The organism is Roseovarius sp. (assembly GCF_030373445.1).
In the GTDB taxonomy this organism is placed as follows: Bacteria; Pseudomonadota; Alphaproteobacteria; order Rhodobacterales; family Rhodobacteraceae; genus Roseovarius.
Window position 1 is genome coordinate 186,648 of the sequence record NZ_JAUCYU010000002.1, and the last position, 18,898, is coordinate 205,545.

The 18,898-nt window shown below is 66.8% G+C and carries 15 protein-coding genes and 1 tRNA gene; 6 read left to right on the forward strand and 10 right to left on the reverse strand.

Translation table 11 applies throughout. The features are described 5' to 3' along the window. Nucleotides 1–6 precede the first annotated feature (6 nt). The 6 genes from QUV18_RS04435 to xdhA form a co-directional block, all read right to left on the reverse strand. Nucleotides 7–381, reverse strand: coding sequence for a hypothetical protein (locus QUV18_RS04435; protein WP_300892224.1), 375 nt, complete (start codon nucleotides 379–381; stop codon nucleotides 7–9). Next, nucleotides 381–1,463 (reverse strand): ABC transporter permease, encoded by a 1,083-nt coding sequence (locus QUV18_RS04440; protein WP_300892225.1) that lies wholly within the window; start codon nucleotides 1,461–1,463, stop codon nucleotides 381–383. The genes QUV18_RS04435 and QUV18_RS04440 overlap by 1 nt, the downstream gene beginning before the upstream one ends. Before the next feature lie 122 nt (nucleotides 1,464–1,585). Beyond that, nucleotides 1,586–3,103 (reverse strand): ABC transporter ATP-binding protein, encoded by a 1,518-nt coding sequence (locus QUV18_RS04445; RefSeq protein ID WP_300892226.1) that lies wholly within the window; start codon nucleotides 3,101–3,103, stop codon nucleotides 1,586–1,588. Next, nucleotides 3,100–4,035 carry a xanthine dehydrogenase accessory protein XdhC gene (xdhC, locus tag QUV18_RS04450; RefSeq protein ID WP_300892227.1) on the reverse strand — a complete coding sequence of 312 codons (936 nt, stop codon included), beginning with the start codon at nucleotides 4,033–4,035 and terminating at the stop codon, nucleotides 3,100–3,102. The genes QUV18_RS04445 and xdhC overlap by 4 nt, the downstream gene beginning before the upstream one ends. Further along, complete coding sequence (gene xdhB, locus QUV18_RS04455; RefSeq protein ID WP_300892228.1) at nucleotides 4,025–6,457, reverse strand: xanthine dehydrogenase molybdopterin binding subunit; 2,433 nt, start codon at nucleotides 6,455–6,457, stop codon at nucleotides 4,025–4,027. The genes xdhC and xdhB overlap by 11 nt, the downstream gene beginning before the upstream one ends. Continuing rightward, entirely contained in the window at nucleotides 6,454–7,812 is a 1,359-nt protein-coding gene (gene xdhA, locus QUV18_RS04460; RefSeq protein WP_300892229.1) for a xanthine dehydrogenase small subunit, read from the reverse strand. The genes xdhB and xdhA overlap by 4 nt, the downstream gene beginning before the upstream one ends. A 392-nt stretch (nucleotides 7,813–8,204) precedes the next feature. Between xdhA and dnaE the strand changes: the two genes are divergently transcribed. After that, nucleotides 8,205–11,699 carry a DNA polymerase III subunit alpha gene (gene dnaE / locus QUV18_RS04465; protein WP_300892231.1) on the forward strand — a complete coding sequence of 1,165 codons (3,495 nt, stop codon included), beginning with the start codon at nucleotides 8,205–8,207 and terminating at the stop codon, nucleotides 11,697–11,699. Between the two features lie 112 nt (nucleotides 11,700–11,811). Further along, complete coding sequence (locus tag QUV18_RS04470) at nucleotides 11,812–12,585, forward strand: hypothetical protein (protein WP_300892232.1); 774 nt, start codon at nucleotides 11,812–11,814, stop codon at nucleotides 12,583–12,585. A gap of 12 nt (nucleotides 12,586–12,597) precedes the next feature. Here the strand turns inward: QUV18_RS04470 and QUV18_RS04475 are convergent, their stop codons facing one another. Further along, the gene (locus QUV18_RS04475; RefSeq protein ID WP_300892233.1) at nucleotides 12,598–12,792 is read right to left on the reverse strand and encodes a SlyX family protein; all 195 of its coding nucleotides are present in this window, start codon (nucleotides 12,790–12,792) and stop codon (nucleotides 12,598–12,600) included. A gap of 112 nt (nucleotides 12,793–12,904) precedes the next feature. On the opposite strand from QUV18_RS04475, the gene hisS reads away from it, so the two are divergent. From hisS to hisG, 3 genes are read left to right on the forward strand one after another with little or no spacing between them, the layout of a single operon-like run. Beyond that, complete coding sequence (gene hisS / locus QUV18_RS04480) at nucleotides 12,905–14,395, forward strand: histidine--tRNA ligase (RefSeq protein ID WP_300892234.1); 1,491 nt, start codon at nucleotides 12,905–12,907, stop codon at nucleotides 14,393–14,395. Next, the gene (locus QUV18_RS04485; RefSeq protein ID WP_300892235.1) at nucleotides 14,392–15,477 is read left to right on the forward strand and encodes an ATP phosphoribosyltransferase regulatory subunit; all 1,086 of its coding nucleotides are present in this window, start codon (nucleotides 14,392–14,394) and stop codon (nucleotides 15,475–15,477) included. The genes hisS and QUV18_RS04485 overlap by 4 nt, the downstream gene beginning before the upstream one ends. Next, nucleotides 15,474–16,169 (forward strand): ATP phosphoribosyltransferase, encoded by a 696-nt coding sequence (gene hisG / locus QUV18_RS04490; RefSeq protein ID WP_300892236.1) that lies wholly within the window; start codon nucleotides 15,474–15,476, stop codon nucleotides 16,167–16,169. The genes QUV18_RS04485 and hisG overlap by 4 nt, the downstream gene beginning before the upstream one ends. Nucleotides 16,170–16,266: 97 nt before the next feature. Here the strand turns inward: hisG and QUV18_RS04495 are convergent, their stop codons facing one another. From QUV18_RS04495 to QUV18_RS04505, 3 genes are all read right to left on the reverse strand, one after another. Next, the gene (locus QUV18_RS04495) at nucleotides 16,267–16,755 is read right to left on the reverse strand and encodes an outer membrane beta-barrel protein (RefSeq protein WP_300892237.1); all 489 of its coding nucleotides are present in this window, start codon (nucleotides 16,753–16,755) and stop codon (nucleotides 16,267–16,269) included. Between the two features lie 410 nt (nucleotides 16,756–17,165). Continuing rightward, nucleotides 17,166–17,756 (reverse strand): outer membrane beta-barrel protein, encoded by a 591-nt coding sequence (locus QUV18_RS04500; RefSeq protein WP_300892238.1) that lies wholly within the window; start codon nucleotides 17,754–17,756, stop codon nucleotides 17,166–17,168. A gap of 501 nt (nucleotides 17,757–18,257) precedes the next feature. Beyond that, nucleotides 18,258–18,686, reverse strand: coding sequence for a DUF1489 domain-containing protein (locus tag QUV18_RS04505; RefSeq protein WP_300892239.1), 429 nt, complete (start codon nucleotides 18,684–18,686; stop codon nucleotides 18,258–18,260). A gap of 98 nt (nucleotides 18,687–18,784) precedes the next feature. Here QUV18_RS04505 and QUV18_RS04510 point away from each other — a divergent pair. Then, nucleotides 18,785–18,884 (forward strand) — tRNA-OTHER (locus QUV18_RS04510). Nucleotides 18,885–18,898 lie beyond the last annotated feature (14 nt).

Genomic DNA, 18,898 nt, shown 5'->3' on the forward strand with positions numbered 1-18,898 from the left:
CGCCCTCTATGCTTGGGATTGCATTGCTGCTGTGATCATGCCCGCGACAATGCCGGCGAGACTGCTCCACCAGAACGTTTTCTGGACAAGACGTGTAACGTGCGTGTCGTAGACCTTTTCATCCTCCGACATGCGTTCGAACGCTGCATTTCGCCTGCCTTCAAAGAACCAGTCCAGCGGTAAGAACATGAGGTAGAAGACACCCGAAGGAATGCTGATCACAAACAGAACAGTGATGAGTATGGCGATGGTTCCCAAATCGGTTGTAACGCTAATCAAAAGGAATGAGAGCAACCCAAACATCCATCCCACGAATAGGCCGAACGCAATACCAAGCAGGAGTCTCAGCTTGTCGCGTAGTCGATAATCCGAACCAGCCATCACGCGGCCTCCGCTGTCTTGATCCGGATACGGAAATTGGTGAGCAGGTCGACGGCCAGCAGGAAGAACAGAAGCATCCCCTGGAACATCTGGATGGCGGCGGCGGGCAGGCCGAGGTTCGACTGCGCGATCTCGCCCCCGATATAGGTGAGCGCCATCAACAGCCCGGCAAACAGGATGCCGATCGGGTGCAGCCGCCCGAGGAAGGCCACGATGATCGCGGTGAACCCATAGCCCACGTTGAAATCGATGCTGACCTGCCCCGAGGGGCCCGACACCTCGAACATCCCCGCCATGCCCGCCAGCGCCCCGGCTGTGCCCAGGCAGAACAGGATCAGCCGCGCCGGGTTGACGCCCGCGAACCGCGCCGCCCTCGGCGCCTCGCCGGTCAGCCGGATGTGGTAGCCCAGGATATGCCGGTTCAGCAGCACGTAGGCCAGGATCACCGCCAGGAACGCGGCCAGCACACCCCAATGCATCCCCGTCCCGGCAATCACCTCGGCGTTATGAGCAGACTCGTATTGCTGCAGGTTCCGCGAGCCCGGAAACCCGTGCCCCTCCGGGTTCCGCAACAGCCCTAGCGACATCTTCGCCAGCAATTGCTCGGCCACGTAGACCAGCATCAGCGACACGAGGATCTCGTTCGTTCCGAAGCGCACCTTCAGAAGCGCCGGGATCATCGCCCAGGCCCAGCCGCCCAGCGCCCCCGCGATCACCATCAGCGGAAAGATGAACCACGCCTCCATCGGGTAGAAGGCCAGCCCCACCCCGGCGCCGGTCAGCGCGCCGATGATATACTGCCCCTCGGCCCCGATATTCCAGATCCCCGCCCGGAACCCCAGGCTGAGGCCGATGGCGATCAGGATCAGCGGCGCCCCCTTCACCAGCAATTGCGGCCGGTAATAGAACGCGAACTCCCCGAACAGCGGCTCCCAGAAAATCGTCCCGATCGCCTCGACCGGGTTCTTGCCCAGCAGCGCGAACAGCGCGCCGCCGGCAATCATGGTGATCACCACGGCCACCACCGGCGTCAGGTAGGTCCAGAGCCGGGACGGCTGCGGCCGTTTCTCAAGCTTCAGCATGCCACGCCTCCTTCATCGTTGTCCCTGGATATTGTCCCGCCGGAAGAAACAGGGCACCGCGCCCGTGCTTCTTCTGGCCCGAAATATCCCCGCCGGAGGCATGAAATCTCTTTTCCCCACGCTCAGGCATGCGACACCTCCATCCCGTGGGCTCCCCCCATCATCAGGCCGATCTCCTCGACCGTCAGGCCCTTGGCAGGCCGGATATCCGACAGCCGCCCCTCGTTCAGCGCCCCGAACCGGTCGGAGATCTCCATCAGCTCGTCGAGGTCCTGGCTGATGCAAACGATCGCCGCGCCCTCGGCGGCCAGGTCCAGCAGCGCCTGCCGGATGGCCGCCGCCGCCGCCGCATCGACGCCCCAGGTGGGCTGGTTCACCACCAGCACCTTCGGCCGCTGCAGCACCTCCCGGCCGATCACGAATTTCTGCAGGTTCCCGCCCGACAGCGACCTTGCCGCGTTGTCCGGGCCGGGTGTGCGCACGTCGAAGCTCTCGATCACCTTCTCGGCAAAGCTCCGCGCCGCGCCCCATTTCAGGAAGCCGCGGTTCAGCAGGTTCTCCCGCTGCGCCGCCGTCAGCACGCCGTTCTCGATCAGGCTCATGTCGGGCGCCGCCGCATGGCCCAGCCGCTCCTCGGGTGCGGCCAGCAAGCCCAGCTCACGCCGCGCCGTCGGCCCCAGCCGGCCCACCGGCTGACCAAGCAGGCGGATCGCGTCGGGATGGGTCTTCAACTCCCCCGACAGCACCGCCAGCAATTCGTCCTGCCCGTTCCCCGCGACCCCGCCGATCCCGAGGATCTCGCCCTGCTGCACCGTCAGGTGAATGTTCTTCAGCGAGGTGCCAAAAGCCGAGGGCGACTTGACCGACAGCCCCGAGATATCGAGCGCCACGTCGCCAAGCGCGCGCCCCGCGCGTTCCGGCGCCTCGAAGGCCGAGCCCACCATCAGCTCCGCCATCTCCCGCGCCGAGGTCTCGGCCGGCACGCAGGTGCCCACGTTCCTGCCCAGCCGCAGGATCGTCGCGTGATCGCAAAGCGCGCGGATTTCCTCCAGCTTGTGCGAGATATAGAGGATCGCCACGCCTTCCCCGGTCAGCTTGCGCAGCGTCTCGAACAGGATCTCCACCTCCTGCGGCGTCAGCACCGACGTGGGCTCGTCCATGATCAGCAGCTTCGGCTCCTGCAACAGGCAGCGGATGATCTCCACCCTCTGCCGTTCCCCCGCCGACAGGTCGCCCACCGTGCGATACGGATCGAGCGGCAACCCGTAGGTCTCCGACACCTCGCGGATCCGCGCCGCGAGGTCGCGCATCTTCGGCGGATGCTCCATGCCGAGCGCGATATTCTCCGCCACGTTCAGCGCATCGAAGAGCGAGAAGTGTTGGAACACCATCGCCACCCCCGCCGCCCGCGCCGCGCGCGGCTCGGCCGGGGTGAAGGGCGTCCCGCGCAGCGTCATCGCGCCGCTGTCCGGTTTCACCAGCCCGTAGATCATCTTCACCAGCGTCGACTTGCCGGCGCCGTTTTCGCCAAGCAGGGCATGCACTTCGCCCTCCCTGATCTCGAAGGAAACGTCGTCATTGGCAACGACGCCCGGATAGGCCTTGGTCAGGCCCTTGATTGTCAGAAGTGTCCCTGTCACGCGGTTTTTCCTTGTTGGAGGCGGGTTTGCGCCCCGGGTCTCAGTATCTCCGCCGCCACGCCGACCGCAATGGCCTGCGGGTGTTTGCCCAAGCTCGGGTCGCCGATCGGGCAGCGGATGCCGTCGATTTGATCGGGCCCATGCCCGAGCGCGGCAAGGCGCTTGCGGAACCGGGCCCACTTGGTGGCCGAGCCGATCAGCCCGGCGCTTCCGAAACCATGGCTCAGAAGCTGGTGGCACAGTTCGAGGTCGAGCGCATGGGAATAGGTCAGGACCAGGTGATGCGCGTCATGCGGCGCGTGCGGCACCAGCCGTGCGGGCTCCGCAACGGGCAGGGGGGTCACGCCCTCGGGAATGTCTTCGGGAAAGCGGTCGGGCGCGGTATCGACCCAAGTGATCCGCACCTCCGGCAGCGGCGCCAGCACCGCCACCAACGCCCGGCCCACATGGCCCGCGCCCCAGATCCAGATCTCGCGCGTGGGCCGAGCCACCGGTTCGATCATCCAGCCATCGATGAGCTGCGCCTCCGGCGGCCGCCCCTGGTTGCGCGCCGTGGCCAGCAGGCGTTTCACCGACAGCGGCATCGCCCCCGGGCCACTCACCGGGCGGGCCACAACAGCCTCCGCCTCGGGCAGGCTCTTGGCGTCATACACCTCGCTCACCACCTCGACGGCCCCGCCACAGCACTGGCCCATCTCCGGCCCCAGCGCATGGCGGCTCAACCGGCAGCTTGCAGACTGCTCCCGCGCCGCCCGCGCCAATTCGTACTCGAGCGCACCACCGCCGATCGTGCCCGACTGCCCAGTGTCCCAGACCAGCATCGCCGCCCCGGTCTCCCTCGGGCAGGAACCATGCGTCGCCGCAATCACCACCCGCACCACGCGCCCATGCTTGGCCACGGCGCGGGAAAGGCTCTCCAGATCAAACCCCATGACGCACCCGTTCCACCGTCAGGAACACCCGCTCCGCCGTCGCCGGCGCATCCAGCGCCGGATAACCCGCGCCACAACTCGCAATCGCGTCCGACAACGCAAGAAACGCCGAAATCCCCAGCATGAAGGGCGGCTCGCCCACAGCCTTCGACCGGTAAATCGTCTCCTCCCGGTTCTCGTCGTCCCAGAGTTCCACGTTGAACACGTCCGGCCGGTCGCCACAGGCGGGGATCTTGTAGGTCGACGGCGCATGGGTGGTCAGCCGCCCCTTGTCGTTCCACACCAGCTCTTCGGTCGTCAGCCACCCCGCGCCCTGCACGTAACCGCCCTCTACCTGCCCGATATCGATCGCCGGGTTCAGGCTGGCCCCGGCATCATGCAGGATATCCGTCCGCAGGATCCGGTACTCGCCCGTCAGCGTGTCGATCACCACCTCGGTGACAGCCGCGCCGTAGGCGAAATAGAAGAACGGCCGGCCCTCGCCGCGGATACGGTCCCACGCCAGCTTGGGCGTCTTGTAGAACCCGGTCGAGGACAGGCTTACCCGGTGCTCGTAGGCCAGCTTCGCCGCCTCGGCGAAGCTGCGTTCATGCTCGCCCACGAAAACCTTGCCATCCTCGAACCGCACGGTCGCTGGCTCCGCCTGATGGTACTCCGCCAAAAACTCCGCCATACGCTCGCGGATGGTGTCGCAGGCCGCCTTCACCGCCATCCCGTTCAGGTCGCTCCCCGAACTGGCGGCGGTGGCCGAGGTATTGGGCACCTTGCCGGTATCCGTCGCGGTGATCCGCACCATCTCCTGCGGCACGCCGAACCGGGCGGCGGCCACCTGCGCCACCTTCTGGAACAGCCCCTGGCCCATCTCCGTCCCGCCGTGGTTCAGGTGGATCGAGCCGTCGTTATAGACATGCACCAGCGCACCGGCCTGGTTGAGATGGGTGAGCGTGAAGGAAATCCCGAACTTCACCGGCGTCAGCGCGATGCCCTTCTTGAGCACGGCGTTCGCGGCATTCCACTCCGCCACCGCCTTGCGCCGCGCGTGATACTCCGCCCGCTCCACCAGCGCATCGGTCATCTCGTGCAGGATGAAATCCTCCACCGGCTGCCCGTATGGCGTGGTTTGCACCCCTGCGGGTGGCTTCGCCACCGCGTCCGGCGGCATCTCCGCCTGCGCCCCGCGCGATGCCGGGTCGATATCGTCGGGGATCGGCCCGGCCCGGCTGGCCCCCGGCGAGAATTCCCCGCCATAGCGATGCCCCGTACCCGGCCCGGTCTTCGACGGCGCGGCATAGTAATTCACCCGCCGCACCTCCAGCGGATCGCGACCCAGCTCATGGGCGATATGATCCATCACCCGCTCGATCCCGATCATCCCCTGCGGGCCGCCGAAGCCCCGGAATGCGGTGGCCGACTGCGTGTTGGTCTTCAATCGGTGCGACAATATCCGCGCGTGTTCCAGATGATAGGCATTGTCCGCATGCAGCATCGCCCGGTCCGCCACCGGCAGCGACAAGTCCTGGCTCCACCCGCACCGGGCATACTGGGTGAACTCCACCCCCAGAACCCGGCCATCATCATCGAACCCCGCCCGATAGGCGATCCGGAAATCATGCCGCTTGCCGGTGATGATCATGTCGTCGTCCCGGTCATAGCGCATCTTGCAGGGCCGGCCCGTCAACTGCGCCCCCAGCGCACAGGCAATCGCCAGCGCGTTGCCCTGGCTCTCCTTGCCGCCGAAGCCGCCGCCCATCCGCCGGCACTCCACCCGCACGCCATGCATCGGCATGCCCAACGCATGCGCCACCTTGTGCTGGATCTCGCTGGGATGCTGGGTCGACGACATCACCACCATGTCGCCGCCTTCCTGCGGCAATGCCATGGCGGCCTGACCTTCGAGGTAGAAATGCTCCTGCCCACCCATCTCCAGCGTGCCGTCTATGGCATGGCGGGCATTGGCGATGGCGGCGTCCGCATCGCCCTTCTCGTACAAACGCGGCCCATCCTCGAAATGGCTGTCCGCGGCGATGGCGTCGTCGATGCTCAGGATCGGCGTGCGCTCGGCAATTTCCACCGTCGCCTTCCGCGCCGCCTTCCGCGCGTTCAGGTGACTGTCCGCGATCACTAGGAACAACGCCTGCCCGGCATAATGCACCTCGCCCGTCGCCAGCAACGGCTCGTCATGGATCGAGGGCGAGGTATCCGCCTCCCGCTCAAGATCATCGGCGGTCAGCACCGCGACCACCCCGGCACTGGTCCGAACCTCCGACACATCCAGCGCCGTGATCGTCCCCGCCGCCGCCTCGCTCAGCCCGAAAGCCAGGTGCAACGTCTCCGCCGGCGCCGGGATATCGTCCACGTACCTTGCCTGCCCGGTCACATGCAGCGGCGCGGCATCGTGGGGCAGGGGCTTCGTCACGCTCATGCCGACACCTCCAGCACGCTCGTCGCCTGCCCCTGATCCTCGTGGAAATACCGGGTCAGCAGGTTCCGCGCCCCCTCGAGCCGATACCGGGCCGAGGCGCGCATATCGGAAAGCGGGGTGAAATCGGTCTCCCACGCCCCCGATGCAGCCTCTACTGTCTGCAAAGTCCACGGCTGACCGACAATCGCCGCCTCCACATGCGCCGCCCGCTTCGGAACCCCCGCCATGCCACCGAACGCAATCCGCGCCCCGGTCACAACGCCATCCTCGACCGTGATGTTGAAACACCCGCACACGGCGGAAATATCCTGGTCGAACCGCTTCGACAGCTTGTAACAGCGCAACCGGTCCGCCTGCGCCGGAATGGTCACCGCCTCGACGAACTCTCCCTTCGCCCGGTCCTGCTTGCCGTACTCGAGGAAGAATTCCTCCAGCGGCAGCTCCCGCCGCACATCGCCCTTCCGCAGATGCAGCACCGCCCCCAGCGCAATCAGCGCCGGCGGCCCGTCACCGATGGGCGACCCATTGGCAATATTCCCGCCAATCGTCGCCGCCCCCCGCACCTGGGCCGAGCCATAGCGCCGGATCAGCCCGGCAAAGGACGGATGCCGACCGCGCATCTCCCGCATCAGCCGGTCGAGCGTCACGCCCGCGCCCACACGCAGGCCCGCCTCGCTCTCCTCGACCTCCTGCAGATCCAGGCAGCGGTGCAGGAACGCCACCGGCGCCAGCTCCCGCAACTGCTTGGTCACCCAAAGCCCCACATCCGTGGCGCCCGCCACCAGCACCGTCTCCGGCGCCCGCTCCAAGAGCGCCGCCAACTCGTCCGAGCTTTCCGGCAAGGCCGGCGCAGGGGCCACTGCCGCCATGTCCTCGCGCAGCCACTCCGGCACCGGCTCCCCCGCCGCCGCCTCCGCCGCCCGGATGATCGGCGCATAGCCGGTACACCGGCACAGGTTGCCGGCCAGCGCCGTGTCGAAATCCGTCTCGCCGTTCAGGTGCGCCACCGCCATCGACACGATGAACCCCGGCGTGCAGAACCCGCATTGCGAGCCGTGATGTTCGATCATCGCCGCCTGCACCGGGTGCAGCGTGCCATCCGGCCCGCTGATCCCCTCCACCGTCCGAACGGCTTTCCCATGCAACTGCGGCAGGAACAGGATACAGGCGTTCAGCGCCTTCGCCCCCTGCGCGTCGCTCACCATCACCGTGCAGGCCCCGCAATCGCCCTCGTTGCAGCCCTCCTTGGTGCCGGTCAGCCTCCGCCGTTCGCGAAGCCAGTCGAGCAGGGTTTCTGTGGGCGACACCCCGGCAAGTTCGATGGCCTCCCCGTTCAACCGAAAGGAAATGTCCATAAGCGCGTCTGCCTGCCGCGTTACCTCCGCCCTTTTCTGGTGCGCTCCCCCGATGCGGCGTAGAGGGGCGCGGGCTTTCCTGACATCAAGGCTATGCGCGCAATTCGCGGCTTGGCAAGGATTGAGTGGGCCGCAGAGCGGCGCGTGCCGCGGCGGAACGGGCCGTGGCAATGGCGCCATGACGCAAGGGAAATCAACGACTTGCCCGGCGCTCGCCCCGATTGCCTTGGAATCGGAGGAAGTGTTTCTGACCGGATATGGCAATGGTTTCGCCCAAACTCAGGGCAAAGCCACGGGCGGTCCGCGCCCCGCCGACCGCCGCCACCTTGCCGCAGGGTCACCCGGCAATCGGGTATTTCCACCGCCCCTTCGCCTGCCGTAAGCTGACCCCCATGAGCAGCGCCCCCCGATTCATCCATCTCCGCGTCCATACCGAATACTCCCTTCTCGAAGGCGCCGTGCGGCTGAAAAAGCTGCCGGGGCTGTGCGAGGCGGCCAACATGCCGGCGGTTGCGGTGACCGACACCAACAATATGTTCGCGGCGCTGGAATTCTCCGTCACGGCCCAGGGGGCGGGCATCCAGCCGATCATGGGCTGCCAGGTCGATCTGCAATACGTCACCCCCGCGCCGGGCGAACGGCCCAAACCCCCGGCGCCCGTGGTCCTGCTGGCACAGTCGGAACGCGGCTACGAGAACCTGATGAAGCTCAACTCCTGCCTCTACCTGCGCGGCGACGGCCAGCTGCCGCACGTGACGATGGAGGAGTTGCAGCGCCATTCCGAGGCCGTCATCTGCCTCTCCGGCGGCCCCGACGGCCCGGTGGGCCGGCTCCTGCAGGCCGGCCAGCGCCCGGCGGCGGAAACCCTGATGCGCGACCTGCACAGGGCCTTCGCCGACCGCCTCTATGTCGAGCTGCAACGCCACCCCGGCGAGACGGGCGCGCCCGAGAACGAACGGCTGACCGAGCAGGGCTTCGTCGAGATGGCCTACGCCATGGAAATCCCGCTTGTCGCCACCAATGACGTCTATTTCCCGCAGGAAAAGATGTACGAGGCCCATGACGCCATGATCTGCGTCGCCGAGGGCGCCTATGTCGACCAGTCGCAGCCCCGCCGCCGCCTGACGGCCCAGCATTATTTCAAATCGCCGCAGGAAATGGCCACCCTCTTCGCCGACCTGCCCGAAGCCATCGAGAACACCGTCGAGATCGCCAAACGCTGCGCCTTCGGCGCCTACCGGCGCGACCCGATCCTGCCCCGCTTCGCCGATGACGAGGTCGACGAGCTGCGCCGTCAGGCCAAGGAAGGGCTCGAGGCCCGCCTCGCCGTCATCCCCCACGCCGCCCCGGTCGAGGAGTACGAGAAACGCCTCGAATTCGAGCTGGGCATCATCGAGGGCATGGGCTTCCCCGGCTACTTCCTGATCGTGGCCGACTTCATCAAGTGGGCGAAAGACCACGACATCCCCGTCGGCCCCGGCCGCGGCTCGGGCGCGGGCTCCCTCGTGGCCTACGCACTTACCATCACCGACCTCGACCCGCTGCGCTACTCGCTGCTCTTCGAACGCTTCCTCAACCCCGACCGGGTCTCGATGCCCGACTTCGACATCGACTTCTGCATGGACCGCCGCGAGGAGGTGATCAGTTACGTCCAGCGCAAGTACGGCCGCGACAAGGTGGGCCAGATCATCACCTTCGGCGCGCTGCTCTCCAAGGCCGCCGTCCGCGACATCGGCCGCGTCCTGCAAATGCCCTACGGCCAGGTCGACCGCCTGTCCAAGATGATCCCCGTCGAGGGCGTCAAACCCGTCTCCATCGAAAAGGCCCTGCAACAGGAAGACCGCCTGCGCGAGGAAGCCCGCTCCGAGGAAGTGGTCGACCGCCTCCTGAAATACGGGATGCAGGTCGAGGGCCTCCTCCGCAACGCCTCCACCCACGCCGCCGGCGTGGTGATCGGCGACCGGCCCCTTGATGAGCTGGTCCCCCTCTACCAGGACCCCCGCTCCGACATGCCCGCGACCCAGTTCAACATGAAATGGGTCGAACAGGCGGGCCTCGTGAAATTCGACTTCCTCGGCCTGAAAACCCTCACCGTCGTCCAGAACGCCATCGAGCAGATCCACGCCTCGGGCCGCGACCTGCACATTTCGGCCGACGGCAGCACCATCTACGAACCCTTCGACGGCGCCGAGAACGATATCGGCCAGATCCCCCTCGACGACCCCAAGACCTACGAGCTCTACGCCCGTGCCAAGACGGTCGCCGTGTTCCAGGTGGAAAGCTCGGGCATGATGGACGCGCTCAAGCGGATGAAGCCCACCTGCATCGAGGATATCGTCGCCCTCGTGGCCCTCTACCGCCCCGGCCCGATGGAGAACATCCCGAAATACTGCGAGGTCAAGAACGGCCTCTCCAAGCGCGACAACCTGCACCCCTCGGTCGACCACATCCTCGACGAGACCCAGGGCATCATCGTCTACCAGGAACAGGTGATGCAGATCGCGCAGGAGATGGCCGGCTACTCCCTCGGCGGCGCCGACCTGCTGCGCCGCGCCATGGGCAAGAAGATCCAGGAAGCGATGGATGCCGAGCGGCCCAAGTTCATCGCCGGGGCCAAGGAAAACGGCGTCGACGACGCCAAGGCGCTCGAAGTCTGGAACCTGCTCGACAAGTTCGCGAACTACGGCTTCAACAAATCCCACGCCGCCGCCTATGCCGTGGTCAGCTACCAGACCGCCTGGCTCAAGGCCAACCACCCGGTCGAGTTCATGGCCGGCGTCATGAACTGCGACATCCACCTCACCGACAAGCTCGCCACCTATTTCGAGGAGGTGAAGCACGCCCTCGCGCTGCCCTACGTGCCGCCCTGCGTGAACCGCTCCAACGCCACCTTCATGGTCAGGGACGGCGCGCTCCACTACGCGCTGGGCGCGCTCAAGAACGTGGGCGTCGACGCCATGCGCCTCATTGTCGAGGGCAGGGGAGAGAAACCCTTCGTGACCCTCTTCGACTTCGCCCGCCGCGCCGACCTCAAGCGCATCGGCAAGCGGCCGCTGGAGATGCTCGCCCGCGCCGGCGCCTTCGACGAGCTCGACCGCAACCGCCGCCGCGTTTTCGACAATGTCGAACGGCTGATGAACTACTCCGCCGCCATCCACGAACAGAAGAACTCCAACCAGGTCTCGCTGTTTGGCGAGGCGGGCGACGACCTGCCCGAACCGCGCCTCTCCCCGGTCGAAGACTGGCTGCCCGCCGAACGCCTGACCGAGGAATTCCAGGCGGTGGGCTTCTACCTCTCCGGCCACCCGCTCGACGACTACGCCGCGCCCCTCAAGCGCAAGGACGTCAAGACGCTGGAGGAAGTCACCGAACACGCCCGCCGCGGCGCCGCCGTGGTCAAGATGGCCGGCGTCGTCGCCGGCCGGCAGGAACGCCGCTCGGCCCGGGGCAACCGCTTCGCCTTCGTGCAGCTCTCCGACACCACCGGCAGCTTCGAGGTCACGGTCTTCTCCGACACGCTCGAAGCCTCCCGCGATCACCTCGAAACCGGCTCGATGGTCGTCCTCACGGTCGAGGCCACGATGGAGGAGGACCAGCTCAAGCTGCTCGCCCGCGTCATCCAGCCCGCCGATACCGTCGTGGCCGATGCCGGCGCCTCGGGCCTGCGCATCTTCGTCGAGGATGCGGGCGCCGTGCCCTCCGTCGCCACCGTGCTCGAGAAATCCGCCGACGCCAAGGGCGGGCGCGGCCCGATCTACTTCTGCCTCCTCGACCAGGCCCTGCCGGGCGAGGTGGAAATCTCCGCCGGGCGCGACTACCCGGTCTCGCCCCAGATCAAGGGCGCGCTGCGCTCCCTGCCGGGTGTCGCCATGGTCGAGGAAATCTGAAGACACGCGGGCAAGTGCCTGAATTGTCGCGGCAATGCCCCCGGGCTGGACGGCGGCGTATGGCGTGGGATAAGGTCTCGGCCAGCCAACGGATGGAAAGGGGCTCACCCGGATGCGTATCGCCGCGGCATGTCTGGTTCTCACGCTCACGGCCGCCTGCGGGGCCGAGATGGCCGAGGTGCCGCGCCTCGCCGAAGAGAGTGTGGACGCCAACGCACCCGCCATGTCGATGGCCGCCCCCTCCGGCACGCAGAACGCCCGCGGCGGGTTCCTCTCGGGCCTGTTCGGCGGCAACGCCACCGCCCCCACGCCCGACGCCGACGCGCGCGAACCGACACAGGACGGCGACGGCGCCACCGTGACCGAGGCCTCGCTGCCCGCCGCCGACGCCTCGAAAAGCGAAATCGCCTTCGGCACACGCCTGCCATATGGCCGTGTCGCCACCATCTGCGGCGTCGATACCCGCCAACTCGGCACGCGCACGGCCCAGTATCCCGAACGCCGCCCCCGCTACCAGCTCTACGACAGCGCCCCGGGCAGCACCGATCCGCACACCTTCTACATCACCGGCTTCGATGATGGCTGCGCCCGGCAGTTCACCGCCGCGCTCGCCGTCTTCGGCTCGGTCGAGATGCACGAACAGCTCCGCTACGGCCTCCCGGCCGAGGTGCAGCCCTATTCCGACACCGACAAGGCGTACGAGACCATCAAGCGCCAGGTCTGCAACAAGCCCCGCCGCAAACCCTGCGGCAGCCGGATCGGCCAGATGGCGAAGGACACGGTTTTCCTAAGCGTCTACGAACGCTTCGGCGGCAATGCCCAGTGGATGAACCTGCTGCTGCATGGCGGCGACCTGGTGGCACAGGACCGCAAGTCCGGCCTCTGACGGCGCGCCGCCTCAGTAATGCGGCGGCCGCTCGTCGCCGATCACCTCGGCCCCGGAACTCAGGCTCTCCCGCTCCGCCTCGCGCTGCAACAGCAGGGCAACCCGCCGCTTGAGCTGGTCGATCTCGGTCTCCTGCCGGGCCACCACGTCGGACAGGTCGTCGACGACGCGGGCAAGGTGGGCGATGTGTTCTTCGAGCTTTTCCATGAAAGCCATCTAGGCGGGCCGGCCGGACCGGTCAAGCGCGCGCCTGCCGCTTGCCCCTTCACGCCCCTTCGGCTAGACCGCGCGGCGAATGGCACCGGCAAGGACCCGCAAGATGGCCAAGACCAAGAAACAGCCCCGCCCCAAGGCCGAAACCCCAAAGGGGTTCCGCGACTATTTCGGCGCGGAAGTGAGCGAACGCGCAGAGATGCTGCAGAAGATCGCCGCGGTCTACCATCGCTACGGGTTCGACGCGCTGGAATCGAGCGCCGTCGAGACGGTCGAGGCGCTGGGCAAGTTCCTCCCCGATGTCGACCGCCCCAACGAGGGCGTCTTCGCCTGGCAGGAGGCCGACGAGGACGGGCGCGGCGACTGGCTCGCCCTGCGCTATGACCTGACCGCGCCGCTCGCCCGCGTCTACGCCCAGCACCGCAACGACCTGCCCACCCCCTACCGCCGCTTCGCGATGGGGCCGGTCTGGCGCAACGAAAAGCCGGGCCCGGGCCGCTACCGCCAGTTCTACCAATGCGACGCCGACACCGTCGGCACCGCCAGCATGGCCGCCGACGCCGAGATCTGCGCCATGCTCGCCGACACGCTGGAAGAGGTGGGGATTCCGCGCAGGGATTACCTCATCCGGGTGAACAACCGGAAGGTTCTGAACGGCGTATTGGAAAGCATGGGGCTTGCCGACGACGAGGAGCGCAGCGCCGCCGTCATGCGCACCATCGACAAGTTCGACAAGGTCGGCGAAGCGGGCGTGCGCGAGCTGCTCGGCAAGGGGCGGCTGGATGCGTCGGGGGCCTATATCGACGGGGTAGGGCTCAATGACGATCAGGCCGGGCCGGTCCTCACCTTCCTCACCTCCAAAGCCGACGACATGGCGGAAACCTTCGCCAACCTGCGCCGCGCCGTGGGTGACAGCCCCATGGGGCAGGAGGGCGTAGTCGAACTCGAACAGATCGCCACCCTCCTAGCCGCGCAAGGCTATGGCCCCGACCGCATCGTCATCGACCCCTCCGTCGTCCGCGGCCTCGGCTACTACACCGGCCCCGTCTTCGAGGCTGAGCTGACCTTCGACATCCTCGACGAGAAAGGCCGCAAGCGCCAGTTCGGCTCCGTCGCCGGCGGCGGGCGCTACGACGACCTCGTCAAGCGCTTCACCGGCCAGGCCGTCCCCGCTACCGGCATCTCCATCGGCGTCGACCGCCTGCTCGCCGCCCTCCGCGAGAAAGGCCGCATCGGCTCCGCCGCCACCGGCCCGGTCGTCGTCACCGTGATGGATCGCGACCGCATGGCCGATTACCAGGCCATGGTCGGCGAACTCCGCCAGGCCGGCATCCGCGCCGAGGTCTATCTCGGCAACCCCAAGAACTTCGGCAACCAGCTCAAATACGCCGACAAGCGCAACTCCCCGGTCGCCATCATCGAGGGCGGCGACGAAAAGGAGAAGGGCATCGTCCAGCTCAAGGACCTGGTCCTTGGCGCGAAAATCGCCGAGAACGCCACGCTCGAGGAATGGAAGGAACGCCCCAGCCAGTTCGAGGTGCCGCGCGGCGACATGGTCGCCAAGGTCCGCGAGATCCTGGACGGGCAGGGCGGATGACCAACCGCGCCGCGATCCGGGCCGAGGCGATGCGCCTGCGCGCCCTGTTCGAGGCGGCGGGGGCGGACCCGGTGGAAACCGGCATCCTCCAGCCCGCCGACCTCCTCCTCGACCTCTATGGCGAGGATATCCGCGCCCGCGCCTACGTCACCTCCGACGCGCTGCGGGGCGAGCAGATGCTGCGCCCCGACTTCACCGTGCCGGTCGTGCAGATGCACATGGCCCACGGCGCCGAACCCGCCTGCTACACCTACGCGGGCGAGGTCTTCCGCCGCCAGGAAGACGACCCCGACCGCGCCAACGAATACACGCAAGCGGGCTTCGAAGTCTTCGACCGCACCAATGCCGAGGCCGCCGACGCCCGCGTCTTCGCCCTCTTCCACCAGGTGCTGGCCCCCCTGAACCTCCGCGCCGCCACCGGCGATATCGGCATCCTCATGGCCGCCGTCGAGGGCCTCCGCACGCCCGAGCGTCGCAAGGCCGCGCTCCGCCGCCACATCTGGCGGCCCAAGCGCTTCCGTGCGCTCATCGACCGCTACGCCGGCCGTGCCCGCATGCCCGAAAGCCGCGCCGCCCTTTTGGCCGCCACCGACCCGATGGCCCATGCCGCACCGATGATCGGCCTGCGCAGCGAGACCGAGATACGCCAGCGCATCGACACCCTGCGCGAGGACGCCGCCGCCGCCCCCCTCTCGGAAAACGAGGTCGCACTCCTCGACGCCATCCTCGCCGTGCGCGAAACCTCCGACAACGCGCTCGAACAGCTCCGCGACATCGCCGTCGACATGCCCGCCATCGCCCCGGCGATCGACCGGCTGGCCCGCCGCCTCGATGCGCTGAGCGACGCGGGCATCGACGTCACCGCGCTCGATTTCGAGGCCAGCTACGGCCGTACCCAGATGGAATACTACGACGGCTTCGTCTTCGGCTTCTACGCCGAACGCCGCCCCGATCTGCCCCCCGTCGCCACCGGCGGGCGCTACGACGCGCTGACCCGCCAACTGGGCGGCGGCGCGGAAATCCCGGCGGTCGGCGGCGTCATCCGCCCCGGCCTCGTCATCGACCTCGGAGGTGCGGCATGAGCGTGAAGCTTGGCGTCCCCTCCAAGGGCCGGCTGATGGAGAAAACCTTCGAATGGTTCGGCGCCCGCAGTGTCGAACTAGGCCGCGCCGGCTCCGACCGTGAATACGCGGGCTTCGTCGACGGCATCGACAATGTCGAACTCGTCCTCCTCTCCGCCGGCGAAATCCCCCGCGAACTCGCGGCAGGGCGCATCCACCTCGGCGTCACCGGCACCGATCTCGTCCGTGAAAAGCTGGGCCAGTGGGAACACCGGGTCGAGGAACTGGCCGAGCTGGGCTTCGGCCATGCCGACCTCGTCCTCGCCGTCCCCCGCGCCTGGGTCGACGTGGGCACGCTCGACGATCTCGACGCCGTCGCCGCCGCCTTCCGGGCGAAACACGGCTTCCGCCTGCGCATCGCCACCAAGTATCACCGCCTTGTCCGGGAATTCCTGCGCGAGAACGGCGTCGCCGATTACCAGCTTATCGACAGCCAGGGCGCCACCGAGGGCACCGTCAAGAACGAGACCGCCGAGGCTATCGCCGACATCACCTCCTCGGGCGATACCCTGCGCGCCAACCACCTCAAGACGCTGGAAGACGGGCTGGTCCTGCGCAGCCAGGCGACGCTTTTCCGCGCCCGCGGCGTGGATATGGGCACGGCCGACCGCACCACCCTGAAACAGCTCATCGCCAAGCTGGGCGCCGACTGAAACGGGCAGGGCGGGCCAGGCCCCGGCCGACCGTCAGAAACGAGAAAGGCCCGGATGATCGCTCATCCGGGCCTTTCTGAAATCGGGTATCCGACGATCAGAACTTGAAGACCGTCCGCACCGCCAGCGTGGTGGCTTCTGCGCCAACCGGCGTGCCGGTGAAGTTGTCGTAGTCGTGGTACAGCAGCTCGCCGCCGATGGTCAGGTGGTCGCCGACCATGTAGTCGTAACCGCCGCCGATGAAGTAGCCGTCGACATCGCCAACGATGTTGGTGTCGAGGTTGGTGTAGCCGCCGGTGGCATAGGCCAGGCCGCGGCCCATCTTGACACCGCCGCGCACCTTGACGCGCAGGATGTTCTCGGCCTGCACGGCCGGGGTCAGGTTCAGGCTGGTCCAGTCATAGTCGACCGCGGTACCAAGCACGAAGCTGCCGAAGTCATAGTCGTAACCGGCAGTGAAACCGGCGATGGGGTCGTCGCCGTCGATGCCGGGAAAGTTGGTGTCCATGTTCAGGTAGCCGATCTCGCTACCGAGGTAGAAACCGGTCCAGTTGGGGATGGCCGGTTTTGCCGGGGCCGGAACCATGACCGGTGCGTCCACGACCGGATCTGCCAGGCTGCCCGCCAGCGCGGGGCCTGTAGCGGTCAGAGTAGCGGCCACAAACAGGGAAAGCGCGTGTTTCATTTTTTTGTCCTCACGTTTCGGTCCGCGTGTTCGCTCACGAACCATTTGTGCATTTCCAGAGTAAGCCCGAAAGTGCCGGGTGCTGAGATGCAGTATCTATGCGAAATCGGCTGTCACTCAACGGAAGAAGAGCCGGAAATGTTTATCGGTCCAAGAGTGTTGCTCTCAAGTGACCTAATGTCCGGAAAACCCGAGTCCGAGCGGGAAATTGGGCGGAAAATCGCCGAAAAAACAAGCGGTAGGGTTGAAAAATGAACGGCCCGGGCTTGGGGTAGCCCGGGCCGTAATCCCGATCGAAATACTTGGTCGGATCAGAAGCGGAACGTGCCGCGAAGCTGAACCGTGGTCGCCTCGACGTCGGTGCCGGTCGATTGGAAGTTGTCGAACTCGTGATAGAGCACTTCCCCACCAAGCGACACGTTCTGGCTGATCATGTGCTCGTAGCCCGCGCCGACGAAATAGCCGTCGTCGTCGCCGACACCGCTCACGTCCGCGTTGGCGTAGCCGCCGGTGCCGTAGATCAGGCCGTCACCCACCTTGTAGCCGCCGCGTGCCTTGACGCGGTAGACCCGCTCGAGGCTGTTGCCGGGGGCCAGCGAGATGTCGGCGAAGTCATAGTCCATGCCGGCACCCACGACCCAGTTGCCGAGGTCGTAGTCGTAACCGAACGTCAGACCACCGATGACATCGTCACCGTCGACGCCGGGCACGTTGCTGTCGATGTTGCCATAGCCGATCTGGCCACCACCGTAGAAGCCGGTCCAGTCCGGGCCGGCCGGCGCCGGCGGCGCCACCGGGGCGATCACGGGCTGTTCCTGGGGCGCGGGCGTCATGCTGCCGGCCAGCGCGGGGCCGGCAACGAGGGCGGACGTGGCCGCAAGCACGGTAAGCGTTCTCTTCATGTCTGGTCTCCTTTGGTCTGACGACCATTGTCTTTTCTGCTCCTCCGGTCCGCTGAGCGGCACCGGACACCCCGCCGGGCCAATGCCCGATCTTTTGGGTGTGCGGCGCACATATACGCCCGCGGCCCCGTGACAAGGGGTGCGGCCCGTTAATCAGAAATTCGTGATCGGGAGGCAGGCTGCAACGGGCCTTAACAGCAAGATCCGGCCGTCGATTCAGGGATTTAAGCTGATTGGCGCCGATGACCTCGCGTCAGGCGTGCCCTGTTGCATTCATGCTGCACGGGTGGCGGTAACAGTCCGCGCTCCGCCGCGTCGCCGGGTTTACGGTTCCGGACCATCCGGCACCCGGCCGCACGTTGCGTTAACCATGCCCGGTACCGCCACGCGCGCCGACGACGTACCGACGTAATACCGACGTGATACCGACATGGCGTTTTGCCGATAAATCAGGGCCTTAACCCCGATTCGCCCGTCATTTCCGGAAAATCCCGAAACGCCTTACAAAACCCCGATATCCGCCAGCGCCGCCGACAGGTCCGCCGGCAGGGCCTCTTCGTCCCGCCGCGAGGCGGGCAGATCGGCCGGCGCATCGCCCGGCTGCAGGTACCGCCAGCCCTGGAACGGCCGCTTCTGCGCGGTGGTCGTCCGGACGATCTCCGGGTCGAGCACGATGGCGCAGCGCCGTATCCCGTCCTGCCCGATGACCTCGTCGAACCGGACGATCCGCTGGCGGCACTGCACCAGCCCCTGGATCACCCAGTAAAGCGACCCGCCCTCCAGCACCTCGTCCGCCCGCCGCGGCCACATGCGCGTGACATGCCTTGGCAGACCGTCCTCGGTCTGGGCTCGCCGGGTCGCCTGCCAGTCCGCCATGCTCTCGACGTTCTTCGAGCCGACGCTGAGTTTTATGAGGTGCAGTTTGGCCATGTGAAAGAATCGTCCTCTGGGCCAGATACGGTAGTGGAAATCCGGACGGCTTCAAGGTATTGTGGGTTTCCGGATGTCACTACACATCCGGAAACCCAGCGTCGCGTAGCTCAACTGGATAGAGCGCCTTGCGATTGGTGCCCAAGCATCATGAGCTTAATGCAAGGAGGTTGTAGGTTCAATTCCTGCCGCGACGCACACTCAAGATTTCA

Excerpts from the sequence above, each read along its gene's own strand:
- hisG (WP_300892236.1), top strand. The coding sequence starts at position 15,474 with ATGAGCGTGAAGCTTGGCGTCCCCTCCAAGGGCCGGCTGATGGAGAAA.
- QUV18_RS04470 (WP_300892232.1), top strand. The coding sequence starts at position 11,812 with ATGCGTATCGCCGCGGCATGTCTGGTTCTCACGCTCACGGCCGCCTGC.
- QUV18_RS04440 (WP_300892225.1), bottom strand. The coding sequence starts at position 1,463 with ATGCTGAAGCTTGAGAAACGGCCGCAGCCGTCCCGGCTCTGGACCTAC.
- dnaE (WP_300892231.1), top strand. The coding sequence starts at position 8,205 with ATGAGCAGCGCCCCCCGATTCATCCATCTCCGCGTCCATACCGAATAC.
- xdhA (WP_300892229.1), bottom strand. The coding sequence starts at position 7,812 with ATGGACATTTCCTTTCGGTTGAACGGGGAGGCCATCGAACTTGCCGGG.
- xdhB (WP_300892228.1), bottom strand. The coding sequence starts at position 6,457 with ATGAGCGTGACGAAGCCCCTGCCCCACGATGCCGCGCCGCTGCATGTG.
- xdhC (WP_300892227.1), bottom strand. The coding sequence starts at position 4,035 with ATGGGGTTTGATCTGGAGAGCCTTTCCCGCGCCGTGGCCAAGCATGGG.
- QUV18_RS04475 (WP_300892233.1), bottom strand. The coding sequence starts at position 12,792 with ATGGAAAAGCTCGAAGAACACATCGCCCACCTTGCCCGCGTCGTCGAC.
- QUV18_RS04435 (WP_300892224.1), bottom strand. The coding sequence starts at position 381 with ATGGCTGGTTCGGATTATCGACTACGCGACAAGCTGAGACTCCTGCTT.
- QUV18_RS04485 (WP_300892235.1), top strand. The coding sequence starts at position 14,392 with ATGACCAACCGCGCCGCGATCCGGGCCGAGGCGATGCGCCTGCGCGCC.
- QUV18_RS04500 (WP_300892238.1), bottom strand. The coding sequence starts at position 17,756 with ATGAAGAGAACGCTTACCGTGCTTGCGGCCACGTCCGCCCTCGTTGCC.
- QUV18_RS04495 (WP_300892237.1), bottom strand. The coding sequence starts at position 16,755 with ATGGTTCCGGCCCCGGCAAAACCGGCCATCCCCAACTGGACCGGTTTC.
- hisS (WP_300892234.1), top strand. The coding sequence starts at position 12,905 with ATGGCCAAGACCAAGAAACAGCCCCGCCCCAAGGCCGAAACCCCAAAG.
- QUV18_RS04505 (WP_300892239.1), bottom strand. The coding sequence starts at position 18,686 with ATGGCCAAACTGCACCTCATAAAACTCAGCGTCGGCTCGAAGAACGTC.